At 70.0% G+C, this 14,775-nt stretch carries 11 protein-coding genes and 2 pseudogenes; 6 read left to right on the forward strand and 7 right to left on the reverse strand.

Going from position 1 to position 14,775, the window contains the following annotated elements; all coding sequences use genetic code 11:
* Window positions 1–246: 246 nt before the first annotated feature.
* The 5 genes from ACZ4O3_RS33480 to ACZ4O3_RS33500 all read right to left on the reverse strand — a co-directional run bounded on the left by ACZ4O3_RS33480 (window position 247) and on the right by ACZ4O3_RS33500 (window position 4,832).
* Window positions 247–1,920 (reverse strand): esterase-like activity of phytase family protein, encoded by a 1,674-nt coding sequence (locus ACZ4O3_RS33480; RefSeq protein WP_467725830.1) that lies wholly within the window; start codon window positions 1,918–1,920, stop codon window positions 247–249.
* Between the two features lie 97 nt (window positions 1,921–2,017).
* Window positions 2,018–2,956 carry a L,D-transpeptidase gene (locus ACZ4O3_RS33485; protein WP_362716406.1) on the reverse strand — a complete coding sequence of 313 codons (939 nt, stop codon included), beginning with the start codon at window positions 2,954–2,956 and terminating at the stop codon, window positions 2,018–2,020.
* Between the two features lie 207 nt (window positions 2,957–3,163).
* On the reverse strand, window positions 3,164–3,724 hold the full coding sequence (locus tag ACZ4O3_RS33490; protein ID WP_362716388.1) for a hypothetical protein: 561 nt from the start codon (window positions 3,722–3,724) through the stop codon (window positions 3,164–3,166).
* A gap of 89 nt (window positions 3,725–3,813) precedes the next feature.
* On the reverse strand, window positions 3,814–4,104 hold the full coding sequence (locus ACZ4O3_RS33495) for a DUF5133 domain-containing protein (RefSeq protein ID WP_467725831.1): 291 nt from the start codon (window positions 4,102–4,104) through the stop codon (window positions 3,814–3,816).
* Between the two features lie 182 nt (window positions 4,105–4,286).
* Entirely contained in the window at window positions 4,287–4,832 is a 546-nt protein-coding gene (locus ACZ4O3_RS33500; RefSeq protein WP_467725833.1) for an EF-hand domain-containing protein, read from the reverse strand.
* Between the two features lie 336 nt (window positions 4,833–5,168).
* Here ACZ4O3_RS33500 and ACZ4O3_RS33505 point away from each other — a divergent pair.
* The 3 genes and pseudogenes from ACZ4O3_RS33505 to ACZ4O3_RS33515 all read left to right on the forward strand — a co-directional run.
* Window positions 5,169–5,684: pseudogene (locus tag ACZ4O3_RS33505) on the forward strand (lectin); the annotation flags it as partial.
* 99 nt (window positions 5,685–5,783) lie between these two features.
* Window positions 5,784–6,005 (forward strand): annotated as a pseudogene (locus tag ACZ4O3_RS33510) (RlpA-like double-psi beta-barrel domain-containing protein); the annotation flags it as partial.
* A gap of 86 nt (window positions 6,006–6,091) precedes the next feature.
* The gene (locus tag ACZ4O3_RS33515) at window positions 6,092–7,216 is read left to right on the forward strand and encodes a glycoside hydrolase family 19 protein (protein WP_362716403.1); all 1,125 of its coding nucleotides are present in this window, start codon (window positions 6,092–6,094) and stop codon (window positions 7,214–7,216) included.
* Window positions 7,217–7,307: 91 nt separating this feature from the next.
* Here the strand turns inward: ACZ4O3_RS33515 and ACZ4O3_RS33520 are convergent, their stop codons facing one another.
* On the reverse strand, window positions 7,308–10,085 hold the full coding sequence (locus tag ACZ4O3_RS33520; protein WP_467725835.1) for a lectin: 2,778 nt from the start codon (window positions 10,083–10,085) through the stop codon (window positions 7,308–7,310).
* Window positions 10,086–10,456: 371 nt separating this feature from the next.
* Here ACZ4O3_RS33520 and ACZ4O3_RS33525 point away from each other — a divergent pair, with 371 nt between their 5' ends.
* A complete protein-coding gene (locus tag ACZ4O3_RS33525; RefSeq protein WP_467725885.1) occupies window positions 10,457–11,944 on the forward strand; it encodes an FGGY-family carbohydrate kinase in 1,488 nt (495 codons plus the stop codon).
* A gap of 51 nt (window positions 11,945–11,995) precedes the next feature.
* Here the strand turns inward: ACZ4O3_RS33525 and ACZ4O3_RS33530 are convergent, their stop codons facing one another.
* Window positions 11,996–12,607, reverse strand: coding sequence for a hypothetical protein (locus ACZ4O3_RS33530; protein WP_467725837.1), 612 nt, complete (start codon window positions 12,605–12,607; stop codon window positions 11,996–11,998).
* A gap of 350 nt (window positions 12,608–12,957) precedes the next feature.
* On the opposite strand from ACZ4O3_RS33530, the gene ACZ4O3_RS33535 reads away from it, so the two are divergent.
* Entirely contained in the window at window positions 12,958–14,163 is a 1,206-nt protein-coding gene (locus tag ACZ4O3_RS33535; RefSeq protein WP_467725839.1) for a glycosyltransferase, read from the forward strand.
* Between the two features lie 149 nt (window positions 14,164–14,312).
* On the forward strand, window positions 14,313–14,702 hold the full coding sequence (locus tag ACZ4O3_RS33540) for a cupin domain-containing protein (RefSeq protein WP_467725840.1): 390 nt from the start codon (window positions 14,313–14,315) through the stop codon (window positions 14,700–14,702).
* Window positions 14,703–14,775: the final 73 nt, after the last annotated feature.

The raw sequence follows: 14,775 nt of genomic DNA on the forward strand, positions 1-14,775 counted from the left end.
TTTCTCTTCTTCGCTGCACGGATCCACGAATCCCTTCTGCGTTCCCCTGGTTGGGTGCGACGCGCCATGCGACGCGTCACGCCCGTGGGATCCATGCAGACGCCGAAGAGTTCGCCGAACGGCCAGGAATTTTTCTGACACCCCGTCATGTCTGTGCCGTCGGCTTCCATGACGGGGTGTGTCGCCGTCACGCGCTGCGGGCCCGTCCGCCGGAGTGGACGGGCCCCGGGCTTCGCTTCGCGTGCGTCACTTCACGTGGATCGTCACCGTGACGGTCTTGAGCACGGCCGGCAACTTGGTGGTGTCGACCCTCAGGATCTCGCCGTTGTCGGTCTGACCCGTGGCCGGAAGCACCTTCTGGTGGACGGTCCACTTCCCGTCGGGGTCGACGGCGATGGTGTCGATGCCGAAGTCGTCGTCGTTGGACAGGTACAGCGTCCTGCCGGCGTCCGTGGTGGCGATGCCCTCGACCTTGTCGTGCGCGAAGAACTTCCCACTGGGGTCGAACTGGCTCACCAGCGTACCGACGTTGAGGTACGGCTGCTTCTGCGCGACCTGGACGCCGGCACCGGTGAGCGCGGTGAGCGCGGCGTCGGTGCCGACCTTGCCGACGAACGCCTCGGGCGACTTGCCGCCGATCGTCACTCCGCTCACGTCGGTCGCGCCGTTGATGTCGACCTCGTAGAGGGACTTCTGGGCGAACGGCTCGACGTTGCCGTCACGTTCGTCGATCACGAACTTCGTGTCGGACAGCGCCGTGATCTCGCTGTTCGCGTCGCCCGTGGTGGCCGGGTCGTCCAGCAGGTACAGGTACTGCTTCGTCTTCAGCGTGCGCAGGTCGACGGTGACGATGCGGGTGGGCGAGAGGTTGGACGCCTTGGTGGTGCCCAGATCCGGCTGCTGGAGCGCGGCCTGCATGACGCCCACCAGGGTCGACCCGTCCGGAGTGACCGTCAGGCCCTCCATGCCCTTGTTCTTCAGGCGGTTGGCGAGCTCGGCCGGCAGGTGGCCGACGACCTTGTGGTACTGGTTGTCCTGGCTGTCCTTGTACGGGGTCAGCCGGCCCAGCTCGTAGCCCTTGGCGTCGAAGTGCGTGAGGTACGGGCCGTACTCGTCCGAGACCCAGAACGTGCCGTCGGGCAGTGCCACCAGGCCCTCGGAGTCGTAACCGTAGGGATCCCGTTGGACGGGCACGGGCGTGCCGCCGCCGGCGTTCGTCGCGTTGACGGCGTCGATCACCTCGGTCGTGTCGTGCGGCGGCCGGCCGCTGTAGGGCACGCCGCCAAGGCTCTTGGGCCCCTTCAGGGTGATCTTCCCGACCAGCTCGGCCTTGCCCTTGACGAGCTTGAACTCGCCGATCTGCGGAATGAAGTCGGTCAGCATCTCGGACTTGTTGCCGTCGGGGGCGTCCGCGTTGGGGCCGCGGTCGGTGAGGCCGTAGAAGCGGCCCGACCTGCCCGGCACCGGGGCGAGCGCGGAGCCGTAGCCCTCACCGGAGATCTGGGTGGTGGTGCCGCCCGGGCCCGCCACCGTCGCGAGCGAGGGCAGCGGGGCGCCGTTCGGCTGCGTGTCCTTGAACAGCTGTACGGCGTCGGTCGCCGTGTAGGTGAAGGTGTCCGTCCCCTTGAAGCCGGGGCTCGGCGTGTAGCTGAACGTGCCGTCCGCGTCGACCGTCGCCGTGCCGTGGGACGGGTCGGTGTGCCGCACGACGGCGGTCGCGCCGGAGTCGTTGCGCAGCACGTCGCCGGTGACCTTGTCATGGCCGGAGAAGGAGTCTGCGGTCGCGTCGAAGTCGTGCGTCGGGGCCGACAGCCAGCCGTGGGCCTGGGCCACGACTGTTCCGGTGCCGGCCACGGCGACGGTGACGGCGATCGCCGTTCCGATCCGGGTGCGCTTGCGCAAGCGAGGTCTCGAGGTCATACCTGAGAACTTGTAGGTCAGTGATGAACTCCGAGTCGTCATTGGGTGAACCGACGGTTCAGAACCGGCCTGCTTTCGCTCTTGCGGCAGCCGTGGCTCAGAGCGTCCCCGTCGTCTGCTCACCCGAGGCACTGCCCGCGAGCCACTCGTCCCAGCCGAGGTTGAAGTCGGCGTAGCCGTTGTCGGCCGGGGCCTTGGCCCGGGGCGAACCGGTGATGGTCACGGGGTCGCCCTGCTTGACCTGGCCGTAGAACCACTTGGCGTCCGACATGGACAGGTGGACGCAGCCGTGCGAGCCGCGGGCGCTGCCGCTGCCCGGGTTCGGGTCGCCGGTCGAGTAGTGCACGTACGTGCCCGACTGGGTCAGGTGGACGTCCCAGGGCAGGGTCAGGTCGTAGTAGTTGGGGCTGCCCTTGTCGCAGCTGATGCCGACGCTGCAGGAGGTCATGTGCACCTTCTCCTGCTTGTCGATGACGGCCATCGTGCCGTTCCACGTCGGGTACTCGGCGCTGCCCGCGTTGATCGACAGGGTGCGTACCGTCTGGCCGTTGCGGGTCACCTTCATGGTGTGGCCGGTCACCGAGACGTCCGCACGCAGGTCGTCGCCGATCTTGAAGGTGTGCGTGTAACCGTGCACGCCGTAACGTCCGTTGCCGTTGCTGACGCCCTTCATGTCGGCGTCGATCTTCACCGTCGTACCGGAGGGCCAGTACGTCTTGGGACGCCAGTCGGCGCGCCTGTCGCCCATCCAGTGCCAGGCGCCCGCCACCGGCTGCGAGGCACTCACCTTCATGTGCTTCTCCACCGTGGCCCGCGCCTTGGCCGCCACCGGGTTCGTGAAGATCACCGAAATGGGCATCGCCACACCGACGGTGGTGCCCGTCTGCGGGGTGATCGTGTCCAGCAGCATCGGCGGACCCGCGGGCTTCGTCGGCGTGGGCGAGGCACTCGCACTTGGTTTCACCGAGGGCTTCGCGTCGCCGCCGCTCGCCTTGTCACTGCCGCCTCCGCCGCAGGCACTCGCACCCACCAGCATCATGCCCGTGACGAGTGCGATTCCTATGCCGCCCTTGCGCCGCCCCACAGCCTGCCCCGCTCTCTCGTTCTCCGGCCCGTACGGACCGGACTCCCAACTTAGTCTCAGACAGTGATGGCATGGCCCGCGGTTGCCTCTCGCGCGTAAAGCCTGTCTCAAGATTCGGCGCGCCCCCCGGGAGGAGCCGGTCAGAAGCCGGCCAGCGCGTCACAGACCGGCCACCCGCGCCAGGGACGCCCGCTCGTCCTCGTCCAGGTGAAAGCCGGCCGGTTGTCCGCCGTCGGCCAGCAGACGCCGTACCCATGCCGCGTCGGCGACGAATGCCGCCCGGCACAGGGCCCGTTCGGGGTGGTCCTCCTCGGGACCGCTGACCGCCAGGTCCCACGCGCTGTCGGGGTTGGCCGGCGCGGACAGCGCGGCGGCCACGAGCACGAGACCGAACACCTCGTTCCGGCGTGGGACCGACGGGTCGGCCGCCAGCCGCAGCAGGTACGGGAGGACCGCCGGCATCGTGGCGCTGATGGACATCGGTCCCGACATCACGAGCCAGTCCAGTGCCCGTTCGGCCATCTCGGCCGCGCCGGGATCGAGCAGCCCGCGCAGGACGACCGGGACATCGCCCGGGCAGCCGGGAATGGAGGACCACTCCACGCCCTCGCACCCTTCCAGTGCCGGATGCGGAGAACCCTCCTGCCTCAGGTATGGATAGGCGGCCGTCAGAGCCGCGGTCGCGGCCACCGCCGCGGCCTCATGGTCCACCGTGCACACCGGCGTGCCTCCTCTCCGCTCACCCGCACCGTACCGGCGGACCGGGGGCCGGGTCTTGCCGCACCCCGTCGGCCAGGCCCCGGGCGGGCCTACGCAGCCAGGGTCTCGTCCTCTTGGATGTCCTCTTCCCTGATGCCCTCTTCCCGGATGCCGTCCTCACGGGTGCCGTCCTCGCGGCTGGAGCGGTAACCCTGCAACAGGCTGTCCGCCATGTGCAGGGCCTGCTCGGTGCCGGTGGCTCCGGTGATCACGCACAGCGTGTAGGTGGCGTCCTCCAGCCGACGGCTGGTGCGGCCGGTGGGGCGTACGTCGTGCTCGATGCGCGCGTCGGCGAACCGGGCCAGCGCGGCCCGCAGTTCCTTCTCCGCCGGAAGAATCATGTCGCTTCCCACTCCCCCAAGCTCGGCTCGCGGGCGCGTCGGCGCCACGGCGAGGCACAGGTTGCACCGATGGCGCCGTGCGCCACCGCTCGACGCGGGATCGCGACGAGTGAGTCTCCGTCTGCCCCGCACCTAGAGGTCTATACCTGGAGGGGCGCCCCCCGAGCGGCGGCCGAGGACACCTACCGGGCGTGCGGCGGCTCACCGCACATCAGGTTGCCCGGCTCGCGAGGGTCGTCGCTGGTCCAGAACTGGGTCCACAGGGCGGCGAACTCCGCGCGGCTGAGGTAGCCGTCGCCGTCCAGGTCCAGGCGGTCGAACACGTCCCCTGTCTCGATGACCTGCCCGTGCCACGTGTCGATCAGGCGTTTGTGCTCGCCGCGGCTGATCTGCCCGTCGCCGTTCTCGTCCACCGCGTCGAAGACGGTGTCGGCCGTGGCGGTGACGGCGTCCGGAACGGAAGGCAGCAGGTCGACCATGGCGAGGAGATCATCCATGTCGATCCTGCCGTCCTCGTCCGTGTCGACGGCGGCCGACAGCTGCTGCCACCAGCCCCTCATCACGCTCTCCACCCGCACGGCCAGCCCCGTCTCCGTTCTCACACGCGGCAACCGGCCCCAACGGATGGCGAGCGCCGCGAAGTCCGCTTCCTCCAGATATCCGTTGCCGTCCGCGTCGAACGCGTCGAACATCGCCCGCAGCTTTTCCCGCTGGAACTCACTGGCCATCACATGCCTCCTCGCACGGTGCTGAGGAGATGCTGTCCGCCGGCGCCGCTTCCCCAACGGCGCACGCGCTCACTGGCCCCCAGGCCGACGACCCCGCCCGCCGGGTCCGCGCCACGCGCGCCGGTTTGGGCCGTCGTCAAGAGCACAGCCATCGCGGGGCGCGGCCCCCGGCGGGCAGGGTCACGCCATTCTGCGCCAGGCGGCGATTCTGTCATGTTCACACCTTGACGGGCTTGGTATAGACCTTTTACTTTCCCGGTGTCAGGTTGTCCCGACGTGCGTCCTGTCGGTGTCCGCCGCACCCACGTGCCGCCTCGGAAAGGCTTCCCCACCCCCATGGCTGCTCGCTCCTCCTCCCCCTCCTCGCTCCCCCTCCTCACCACCGCGTTACGCGGAACTCCTGTCGTAGCCCTGACGGCCTTGCTGCTCAGTCCGTTGACCGCGGCACCGGCGGCCGCGGCGACCGGCACGGTCACCGGTCTCGCCGGCAAGTGCCTCGACGTCGCGAGTGCCGGCACCGCCGACGGCACCCCGGTCCAGCTCTACGACTGCAACGGCACCGCCGCCCAGCAGTGGACCCCTGGCGCCGACAGCACCCTGCGCGCCCTCGGCAAGTGCCTCGACGTGACGGCCAACTCCACCGCCGACGGTGCCAAGGTCCAGTTGTGGACCTGCACCGGCGCCGCCAACCAGCGATGGACCGTCACCGCCGCCCACGACATCGTCAACCCGGCCGCGAACAAATGCCTCGACGTCACCGACCGCTCCTCCGCGAACGGTGCCCGGATCCAGATCTGGACCTGCACCGGCGCCGCCAACCAGAAGTGGAACGCCCCCGCGCAGCAGTCCGGCGAACAGTGCTGGGCCACCCACTACGGTCCCCAGCCGCCCGGCGCCCTGACCGCCAGTGGTGAACTCTTCGACAACAACGCCGACACGGCCGCCACCTCCCTCTCCCGCCAGCCCCAACTGCCGTTCGGTACCCGTGTCCAGGTCACCAACGTCGCCAACGGCCGCTCGCTGACCGTTCGGATCAACGACCGCGGCACGTTCGCCCAGACCCCGCAGGAACCCAAGTGCCTTGATCTGACCGACGGCGCCTTCAGCCGGCTCGGCGGTGTCCTCGACCCCGACGCCGGACACATCGTCGTGACCCAGCAGGTCCTCGGCTGACACGTCCGTCGCCGGCAGGCCGGTCCCGCACTCCCCCCTCCCTCGATCCACGTCAGGAGCAGTCCCCCATGCGCCTTCCTCTCCTCATGTCCCGCCGCCGTCGGCGCGGCGCCCTCGGCCGGCTGACGCTGGGCGTCGTCCTCGCCGCCGTCCTGTCCGCCCTGTTCACCGTCGCCCCGGCCCAGGCGGCCACCGGGCAGATCACGGGGCTGGCCGGCAAGTGCGTCGACGTGGCCGGCGCGAGCAGCGCCAACGGCACCGCCGTCCAGCTCTACGACTGCAACGGCACCGGCGCCCAGAGCTGGTCCAACAACGGCGACGGCACGTTGCGCGCCCTCGGCAAGTGTCTCGACGTGGTCGACCGCGGTACCGCCGACGGAGCGGCCGTCCAGCTCTGGGACTGTTCCGGCGGAGCGAACCAGCAGTGGGTCGTCACCGCCGCCCACGACATCGTCAACCCCGCCGCGAACAAGTGCCTCGACGTACGGGACAACAGCAGCGCCAACGCCACGCGACTGCAGATATGGACCTGCACCGGCGCCGCGAACCAGAAGTGGAACGCCCCGGCCGGTGGTGGCGGCGGCAACCCGTCCGGTTTCGTCGTCAGCGAGGCGCAGTTCAACCAGATGTTCCCGAACCGGAACGGCTTCTACACCTACAGCGGTCTCACCGCCGCGCTGAGCGCCTACCCGGGGTTCGCCACCACCGGCAGTGACACCGTCAAGAAGCAGGAGGCCGCCGCCTTCCTCGCCAACGTCAGCCACGAGACCGGCGGACTGGTCTACGTCGTCGAGCAGAACACCGCCAACTACCCTACGTACTGCGACCGCAGTCAGTCCTACGGCTGCCCGGCCGGCCAGGACGCCTACTACGGGCGCGGCCCCATCCAGCTCAGCTGGAACTTCAACTACAAGGCGGCCGGGGACGCGCTCGGCATCGATCTCCTCGACAACCCCTGGCTGGTGCAGAACGACTCGGCCGTCGCCTGGAAGACCGGCCTGTGGTACTGGAACACCCAGAGCGGACCCGGCACGATGACCCCCCACAACGCCATGGTCAACGGCGCCGGCTTCGGCCAGACCATCCGCTCCATCAACGGCTCCCTGGAATGCGACGGCCGCAACCCGGCCCAGGTGCAGAGCCGCGTCGACGCCTACCAGCGCTTCACCTCGATCCTCGGCGTCACCCCTGGCGCCAACCTGTACTGCTGATCACCTCTGCGGGTGCGTGGAGCCGGCCGGGCATGCGGTTGCCCGGCCGGCTCCGTCGGGTGTGGGGGCCGTCGACTCCCCCGCCGACGGCTCAGCCCGGCAGTCTCCAGTTCTGGGCGGCCGTGGCGTTGCAGGTGTACAGCTGGAGCTGGGTACCGTTCGCCGTGGAGGAGTTGGGGTCGTCCAGGCACAGCTTCGACTGGGGGTTGACCAGCAATCCGTTGCCGCCGGCGGTCCACTGCTGGGCGCCGCTGCCGTTGCAGGTCCACAGCTGGACCAGCGTGCCGTTGGTGGTCCCGCTGTGATCGGCGTCCAGACACTTGCCGAGGGTACGGATCGTCCCGTCGCCGGCGATGATCCAGTCCTGGGCGTAGGTGCTGTTGCAGCCCCAGATCTGGACGTGGGTGCCGTCGGAGGTGCCGGAGGAGGCGTCGTCCACACAGAGGTTCGAGGCCACCGCCGAGGTGAGCGGACCGATGCGCGGCGAAGCGGGCGCCGCGGTGTCTCCGGCGTAGGAGGGCGGTGCCGCGCCGGCCGCGGTCGCCCAGGACGTGTTGGCGCTGGTGCCCAGCGTGAAGTCGAGCGTGCCGCCGGCCGTGATCGCCGTGGTGGGAGCGTAGGCGTTGTTCCACGCCGTGCCGTTCCACGCCGCGGACTGGACGTAGGGGGCGTTGTCGGCGGCGCCGTTGCCGTTGACCGTCAGCGTCGCACCCGAGGGAAGGGTGACCACTGCCTGTGTGAACAGCGGTGACCCGAGGGCGAGGTCGGAGGTGCCGGGCGTCTCGGGGAACATGCCGAGCGCCGACCACACGTACCAGGCGCTCATCGCGCCGAGATCGTCATTGCCGTCGGCCAGGCCGCCCGGGGTGTTCGACCAGATCTGGTCCTGGATCGCCCGCACCGTGCCCTGCGTCTTGTAGGGCTGCCCCGTGTAGTCGTACTCCCACGGAAGCTCGATGCTCGGCTCGTTGCCGACCCAGGCGTAGCCGTTGGCTCCGGTGTAGCTGCGCAGCACGGTGTCCAGGTAGTGGTTCATCGCCGTGTTGCCGCCCTTGGCGCGCGCCAGCCCGCCGATGTCGAAGGGCACCATTGCGGTGTAGATCCACGAGTCGGCCTCGACCATGTCGGTGCCGCTGGTGGGGTCGAAGCCGCCGGTCCACGAGCCGTTGGCGTTGCGGGGCTCCACGAATCCGGAGGCGGGGTTGAGCACGTTGCGCCAGTCCTGCGCGCGGTTGGCGTAGGTCTTCTGGTTGGCGGTGTCGCCGAGCGCTCCGGCCATCGCGGAGATCGCGAAGTCGGCCGTGTCGTACTCCAGGGTGGTGGCGACCGGGCCGTAGAAGTTGCAGCAGCCGTAGCTGCCGTCGTGCGGCATGTACCCCGGCGCGTTCAGGTAGCCGAGGCCGGGCCGGTCGTTGTTGGTGGTGCTCGCCTGCTTGACCATGTCGGCCAGGGCGGTCGTGGTGTCGAAGTTCCGGGCACCGAAGGCGTAGTAGTCGGCGATGACGGCGTCCGCCGGGTCACCGACCATGACGTACGACTCGCCGTTGTTCTCGGACCACTTGGGGAAGATCCCGGTCTGCGCGTAGTCGTCGACCATGGACTGCGCGGTGTCCGAGGCGACCTGCGGGGCGATGAGGGCCTCGAGCTGGGCCTGCGACCGGTAGATGTCCCAGCCGGAGTAGTTCGCGTACGCCGCGCCGTGACCGGCGTCCACGGTGTGCGTCCTCCCGTCGAAACCGTAGTACTGGCCGTTGCTGTCGCTGATCACGTTCGGGTGCAGCAGCGAGTGGTAGAGCGCGGTGTAGAAGCTCTGCTGCTGCGCGGCCGTCCCGCCGGCCACCTGCACCTTGCCGAGCGTGCTGTTCCACGCGTTCTGCGCGGCGGTACGGGTCGCGTTGAAGTCCCAGCCGCCGTTCTCCGCGGTCCGGTTGGCCACGGCGTTGGCGACCGACACGTAGGAGATGCCGACCTTGGCCTGCACGACCGGGTTGCCCGTGGTGTTGAAGGTGACGTAGCCGTTCGAGGCGGCGGCGGCAGGGGTGGCGGCGTCCTTCGTGGCGTTCGGGTCCGCGGTCCTCGAGCTCTTGCCGTGCAGTACAGGCTCATCGGGCTGCTCGGCGGTGTTCTTCGACGCCTTGGCCGCAGCCGCGGAGGTGGTGGGCGACTTCTTGGCGACCGAACTGCCCTGCGACGCGAACGGCTGGTCGAAGACCATGTCGAAGTAGACGTTGTACGTGTTTCCCGCGCCGCAGAAGTGGCCGCTGGTGACCTGCCCGCTCACCTCGGTGTTCGACACCTTGGTGAACTGGGTGGAACTGGCCCCGTTCTGACTGTCCGTCAACTTGAATATCAGGTTGGCCTGGCTGGTCGAGGGAAAGGTGAAGCGGGCCATGCCGCTGCGTGTCGTGGTGGTCAGCTCGGTGGTCACCTGGTTGTTGAGCGTGACCTTGTACGACCCGGCGGACGCCGACTCGTTGGCGTGCGAGAAGGCGTCCGTGGCACCGGTGTTCACGGCTCCCACCGTGGGCAGCACCGGTACGTCACCGGCCGCTCCGCAGCCGGGTCCGGCGATGTGGGTCAGGCTGAAGCCGGTGATCGACGAGTCGTTGTACTCGTAGCCCCCGCCGTCGGGACGCGAGGGTGTGTCCGGGCTCCACTGCACCATGCCGAACGGGACGTCGGCCCCCGGGAAGTCGTCCGCCTGGTTCGACGTCCCGATGAACGGATTGACAAGAGTCGCGGGCGAGGTGACGAGCGCGGCCTTGCCTGCCGCCCACGCGGGCGCGCACAGCCCGGCCGCGGCAAGTGCCGCGGCCGCGAGGAGACCGATCGCCATGGTTCCGGGCGGTCTCGACAGTCGTGTGATCACGGGGTTTGCTCCTCTACTCGGAAGTGGAGGTCCGACAACGTTGTCTTCGCGCCCGAGAGCACGGCCCTGGTGATGAACGATGTGCCGGGACGGTGAGGTCACCGAGGCTGACAACGTTGTCCAACCGTGGAGATGAGGTGCCTGAGAGACGAACGCTTCGAGAGGACCCTGAGCTGCGGGCGCCCAAGGAGCAGAGCGGGAACTCCTCGTGAAGCTAGCCACAAGGCAGGGGCATGTCAACGAGTGCCGCAAGCCTGCCTCCGGGGGCGACACGAACCGCGGCCCGGCGTGCGGGTCGCGGGTCGCGGACGGCGTCCCGGCGGAGCGACAGGCTACGGTGGCGCATCCGGCGCCAAGGGAGGCAGTACGTGATCGATGTCGTCTTCGGAGTTGACGTTGGCACCTCGAGCACCAAGGGCGTGGTCGTCGACACCGCCGGCCGCATCCTGGGCGAGGCGGTTCGCGGCCATGTGGTCGACCGTCCCCGGCCGGGGCACGTCGAGATGGACGCACTCGTGTGGTGGGACGAATTCGTCTCGCTCGCGGCCGAACTGCTCGGCCGTGACGACATCACCGTCCGGGCCGTCGGAGTCAGTGGCATGGGCCCGTGCACCCTGCTGGTCGACGGCGCGGGAGAGCCGGTGCGCCCTGCGGTGCTGTACGGCGTGGACACCCGCGCCGAGGAGCAGATCACGCGGCTGAACGAGGAGTTGGGCGCGGACGCGGTCTTCCGCAGGTGCGGGTCGGCGCTGTCGTCCCAGGCCGTCGGGCCGAAGCTCGCCTGGATCCGCGAGCGGGAACCGGAGGCGTGGGCACACGCCCGCCGCCTCCTGATGCCCGCGTCGTGGCTGGTCCAGCGGCTGACCGGCGCCTACGTGCTGGACCTGCACTCCGCCAGCCAGTGCGCCCCGCTGTTCGACATCCAGGAACAGTGCTGGATCCCCGAGTGGGCCGAGTACATCGCGCCCGGCATCGAACTCCCCCCGCTGCGCTGGCCGGGCGAGGAGGCTGGCCGGGTGAGCAGGCCCGTCGCGGGCATCCCGGCCGGCACACCGGTCATCGTGGGGACGATCGACGCCTGGAGCGAGGCGGTCAGCGTCGGCGGCCACGGCGTCGGCGACCTGATGCTGATGTACGGCACCACGATGTTCCTCGTGAACACCGTCGACCGGCTCCTGACCAGCCCGTCGATGTGGTCCACGGTCGGCGCCCTGCCCGGCACCCGCTGCCTGGCCGGCGGCATGGCCACCTCCGGAGCCGTCACCGACTGGCTGGGGCACCTCTTCGGCGGCGTCGGCCCCGGCGTGCTCTTCGGCGAGGCGGCCGCCTCGCCCCCGGGCGCGAACGGCCTGGTGATGCTGCCGTACTTCGCCGGGGAACGCACACCCGTCATGGACCCCGACGCCCGGGGTGTGATCGCGGGCCTGACACTGCGTCACACCCGGGGCGACCTGATGCGGGCGGCGCTGGAGGCCACCGCCTACGGGGTACGGCACAACGTGGAGACCATGCTCGCGGCCGGTGCCGACATCCGGAGGATCGTCGCGGTCGGCGGCGGTACCCGGGGCGGACTGTGGCCCCGGATCGTCAGCGATGTCACCGGCCTCGAACAGATCGTCGCCCGCACGACCATCGGTGCCAGTTACGGTGCCGCCTTCCTCGCCGCCGGCCTGATCGGCCGACCGGACATCACGGCCTGGAACCCGGCGGAGTCGGTGGTCCGGCCCGACCGTGCCACCGCACCTGTCTACGACCGCCGGTTCACCCAGTACCGGGCCCTGTACGAGAACACCACCGCGGTCACCCACGCCCTGGCCCGCGACCAGGACACCGACCCCGCGCAACACGCCCTTCCGTAGGCGGTGCACCAGAGCCCGCCGGCGTCCCGGTTCCTCACGGCACCCGCGAGTTCAGGCCGCGGGGGTGTTGTAGTTGACGATTCCCTCCACCATGAGCGCCACCGCGCCGGCCAACGGGCTGGCCGTTCCCGTACCCACGACGTCGGGCAGCCGGTGCGCCTCGCTCTCGGTGACGGCCACCATGCCCCAGAACGCGTTGAAGCCGGAGGGATCCGCCGGCTTGTCGGTGGCCGCGCCCACGGTCAGGACGCCTCCCGCCTCGGCCACCGCCAACGCGCCCATCTGCCGCAGCGTGTCGTGATCCCGCTCCGCCGCGGCCACCACGCTCCAGCCCGCCACCTCCACCTGCCGCAGCGCGTCGAGGAGCGTGCCCTGCGCGTCCGCGCCCGAGACAACGATGTCGGGCAGCACGAGGGCCACCGGTCCCCGTGTCATCGGCAGGGCGGACCGGATCGCCCCGTCGAGACCGGGTCCGCAGGACTCGTCCTGGTAGACGAAGACCATCTGGAACATGTCGGCGTAGCGGGCGAGATGACTCACCGTGTCCAGCTTGTGGGGTGCGAACACGACGACCAGGCGCACGTGGAGTCCGCTCTTGGCGAGTTCGACGACGGCCTCCAGGCTGCGGTCCAGGACGGTGACCCCGGGAGCCAGACAGTGCAACTCCTTCGGGTAGGGCGCCCCGAAACGTGTTCCGTGGCCGGCACAGGGCAGGATGACCGAAACATCAGGTACGGGTGTGGACGGACTCTGCATCGCGTAGCACTCCGGTTGTGTGGACGATGGGGGATCTTGCACACCTCGCCGAGCACAGACTGCCCAGAGCCGGCCGCCACCGAACCTCCGGCACCACGCGCACCACGGCCACCTCGATGAGCGCTCTCGCGATTCCCGGATAATCAAGTCCGTTGTGGCGCAACCGAGTTGACCGGCGCGGCCGTGCGTGGAGGGGGGGCGAGGCGAGCATCGCCGGCCCCGGCCGACCGGCAAGACCCGACGGAAGAGGACACTGAATGCGGGTGCTGTTGTCTACATACGGGACGCGTGGCGACGTCGAGCCGCTGGTGGCGCTCGCGGTGCGGCTGCGGGAACTCGGCGCGGAGGTGAGGATGTGCGCGCCGCCGGACGAGGAGTTCGCCAGGCGGCTCGCGGGTATCGGTGTGCGGCTGGTGCCGGTCGGGCTCCCGGTCAGGGAGTTGATGCGCGGGCAGACCCTGCCCTCGGCGACGGACCTGGCCCGCTACCGGGACGAGCTGGTCGAGGCGCAGTTCGACGCGTTCCCCGCGGCGTTCGACGGATGTGACGTGGTGCTGGCGGCCGGTCTGGGGCAGGTCGCCGCACGGTCCGTGGCCGAGGCTACGGGTGTCCGCTACGTGTACGTGAGCTACGCGGCGGTCCATCTGCCCTCTCCATACCACGCGCCCCCGCCGCGGCCGGGGTGGCCGGAACCCGAGGCCGCCGACAACACCAGGCTCTGGGAGCTGGACGCCCGCAACGTCGACGCGCAGTTCGGCGAGGCGCTCAACGGCCACCGGGCGGCCCTCGGTCTGCCGCTGGTGGACAACGTGCGCGATCACGTCATCACCGGCCGTCCGTGGCTGGCGGCGGACCCGGTCCTGGGGCCGTGGCGGACGGCCCCCGGCCTTGACGTCGTCCAGACGGGCGCGTGGACGCTCGCGGACGAGCGTCCCCTCCCGGCGGACCTGGCCGGGTTCCTGGACGCGGGCAGCCCGCCGGTCTACGTGGGCTTCGGCAGCATGGCCCCGGCCGAGGGCGTCGGCGGCATGGCCGTCGAGGCGATCCGCGCCCAGGGGCACCGCGTCCTGGTGTCCCGTGGCTGGGCGGACCTGGACCTCCTCGACGACGGGGACGACTGCTTCGCCATCGGCGAGGTCAGCCATCAGAACCTGTTCCGCAAGGTGGCCGCCGTGGTCCACCACGGCGGCGCGGGCACCACGCTGACGGCGGCCCGGGCAGGCGTGCCGCAGGTGGTGATACCTCTCCAGCTGTCGGACAACCCGTACTGGGCCCACCGGGTGGCGGCCCTGGACCTCGGTGCGGCTCTCGACGCCCCCACCACGACCGTCGAATCCCTGGGCATCGCGCTCAAGACCGCCCTGTCCCCCGAGACCCGCGCGCGTGCGACGTCCCTGGGCGGCCGGCTCCGCACCGACGGAGCGGAGGTGGCCGCGCGCCGGCTGGTCGAGGAGTCACGGTGAACGACGCCGTCCCGTAGCGCCCGGACCGATCCCGGCGAAGGGGCCCCGGGCGGGGTGAGCCGTCCGGGGCCTCGGCGTGTGCGGGCCGTGATCACGTGGTCGATCGTGCCGGGGCCGGCCCGGCACTCCCGTTGCTAGCGTTCGGGTTCATGGACGACGGCGTGTACACAGGCAATGCGGGCAAGGACGCGGCAGCGGACCGGGGTTGGCTGCTCGGGCACTTCAAGGAGGAGGGCGATCCCCGCCACAGCGACGCCGTCGAGGTGAAGTGGGGTGTCCATCCACGCGGTGAGCAGCGGGCGCAATGGGTGAAGGGCGAGGTGCGGACGGCGCTGCTGGTGCTCATCACCGGACGCTTCCGTATGGAGTTCCCCGGCCGCAGTGTGCTGTTGGAGCGGCAGGGCGACTACGTCGTCTGGGGTCAGGGGGTGGATCACTCCTGGCGCGCCGAGGAAGACTCCGTGGTCATGACCGTGCGATGGCCTTCCGTCTCCGGATACGCCGTCCCCGACGAACACGTCGTGCCGCGACCGAAGTGAACCATTGGCCTCGTGTGGTCCGCTATCTTCGGGCAAAACCCTTAATGTCGCATGCCGAACGTAAACGGTAATC

Source organism: Streptomyces sp. NPDC026515 (assembly GCF_055567595.1).

Bases quoted from the DNA above. Each gene is read 5' to 3' on its own strand.
- ACZ4O3_RS33495 (WP_467725831.1), bottom strand. From the start codon at position 4,104: ATGATTCTTCCGGCGGAGAAGGAACTGCGGGCCGCGCTGGCCCGGTTC.
- ACZ4O3_RS33535 (WP_467725839.1), top strand. From the start codon at position 12,958: ATGCGGGTGCTGTTGTCTACATACGGGACGCGTGGCGACGTCGAGCCG.
- ACZ4O3_RS33515 (WP_362716403.1), top strand. From the start codon at position 6,092: ATGTCCCGCCGCCGTCGGCGCGGCGCCCTCGGCCGGCTGACGCTGGGC.
- ACZ4O3_RS33480 (WP_467725830.1), bottom strand. From the start codon at position 1,920: ATGACCTCGAGACCTCGCTTGCGCAAGCGCACCCGGATCGGAACGGCG.
- ACZ4O3_RS33540 (WP_467725840.1), top strand. From the start codon at position 14,313: ATGGACGACGGCGTGTACACAGGCAATGCGGGCAAGGACGCGGCAGCG.
- ACZ4O3_RS33500 (WP_467725833.1), bottom strand. From the start codon at position 4,832: ATGGCCAGTGAGTTCCAGCGGGAAAAGCTGCGGGCGATGTTCGACGCG.
- ACZ4O3_RS33485 (WP_362716406.1), bottom strand. From the start codon at position 2,956: ATGCTGGTGGGTGCGAGTGCCTGCGGCGGAGGCGGCAGTGACAAGGCG.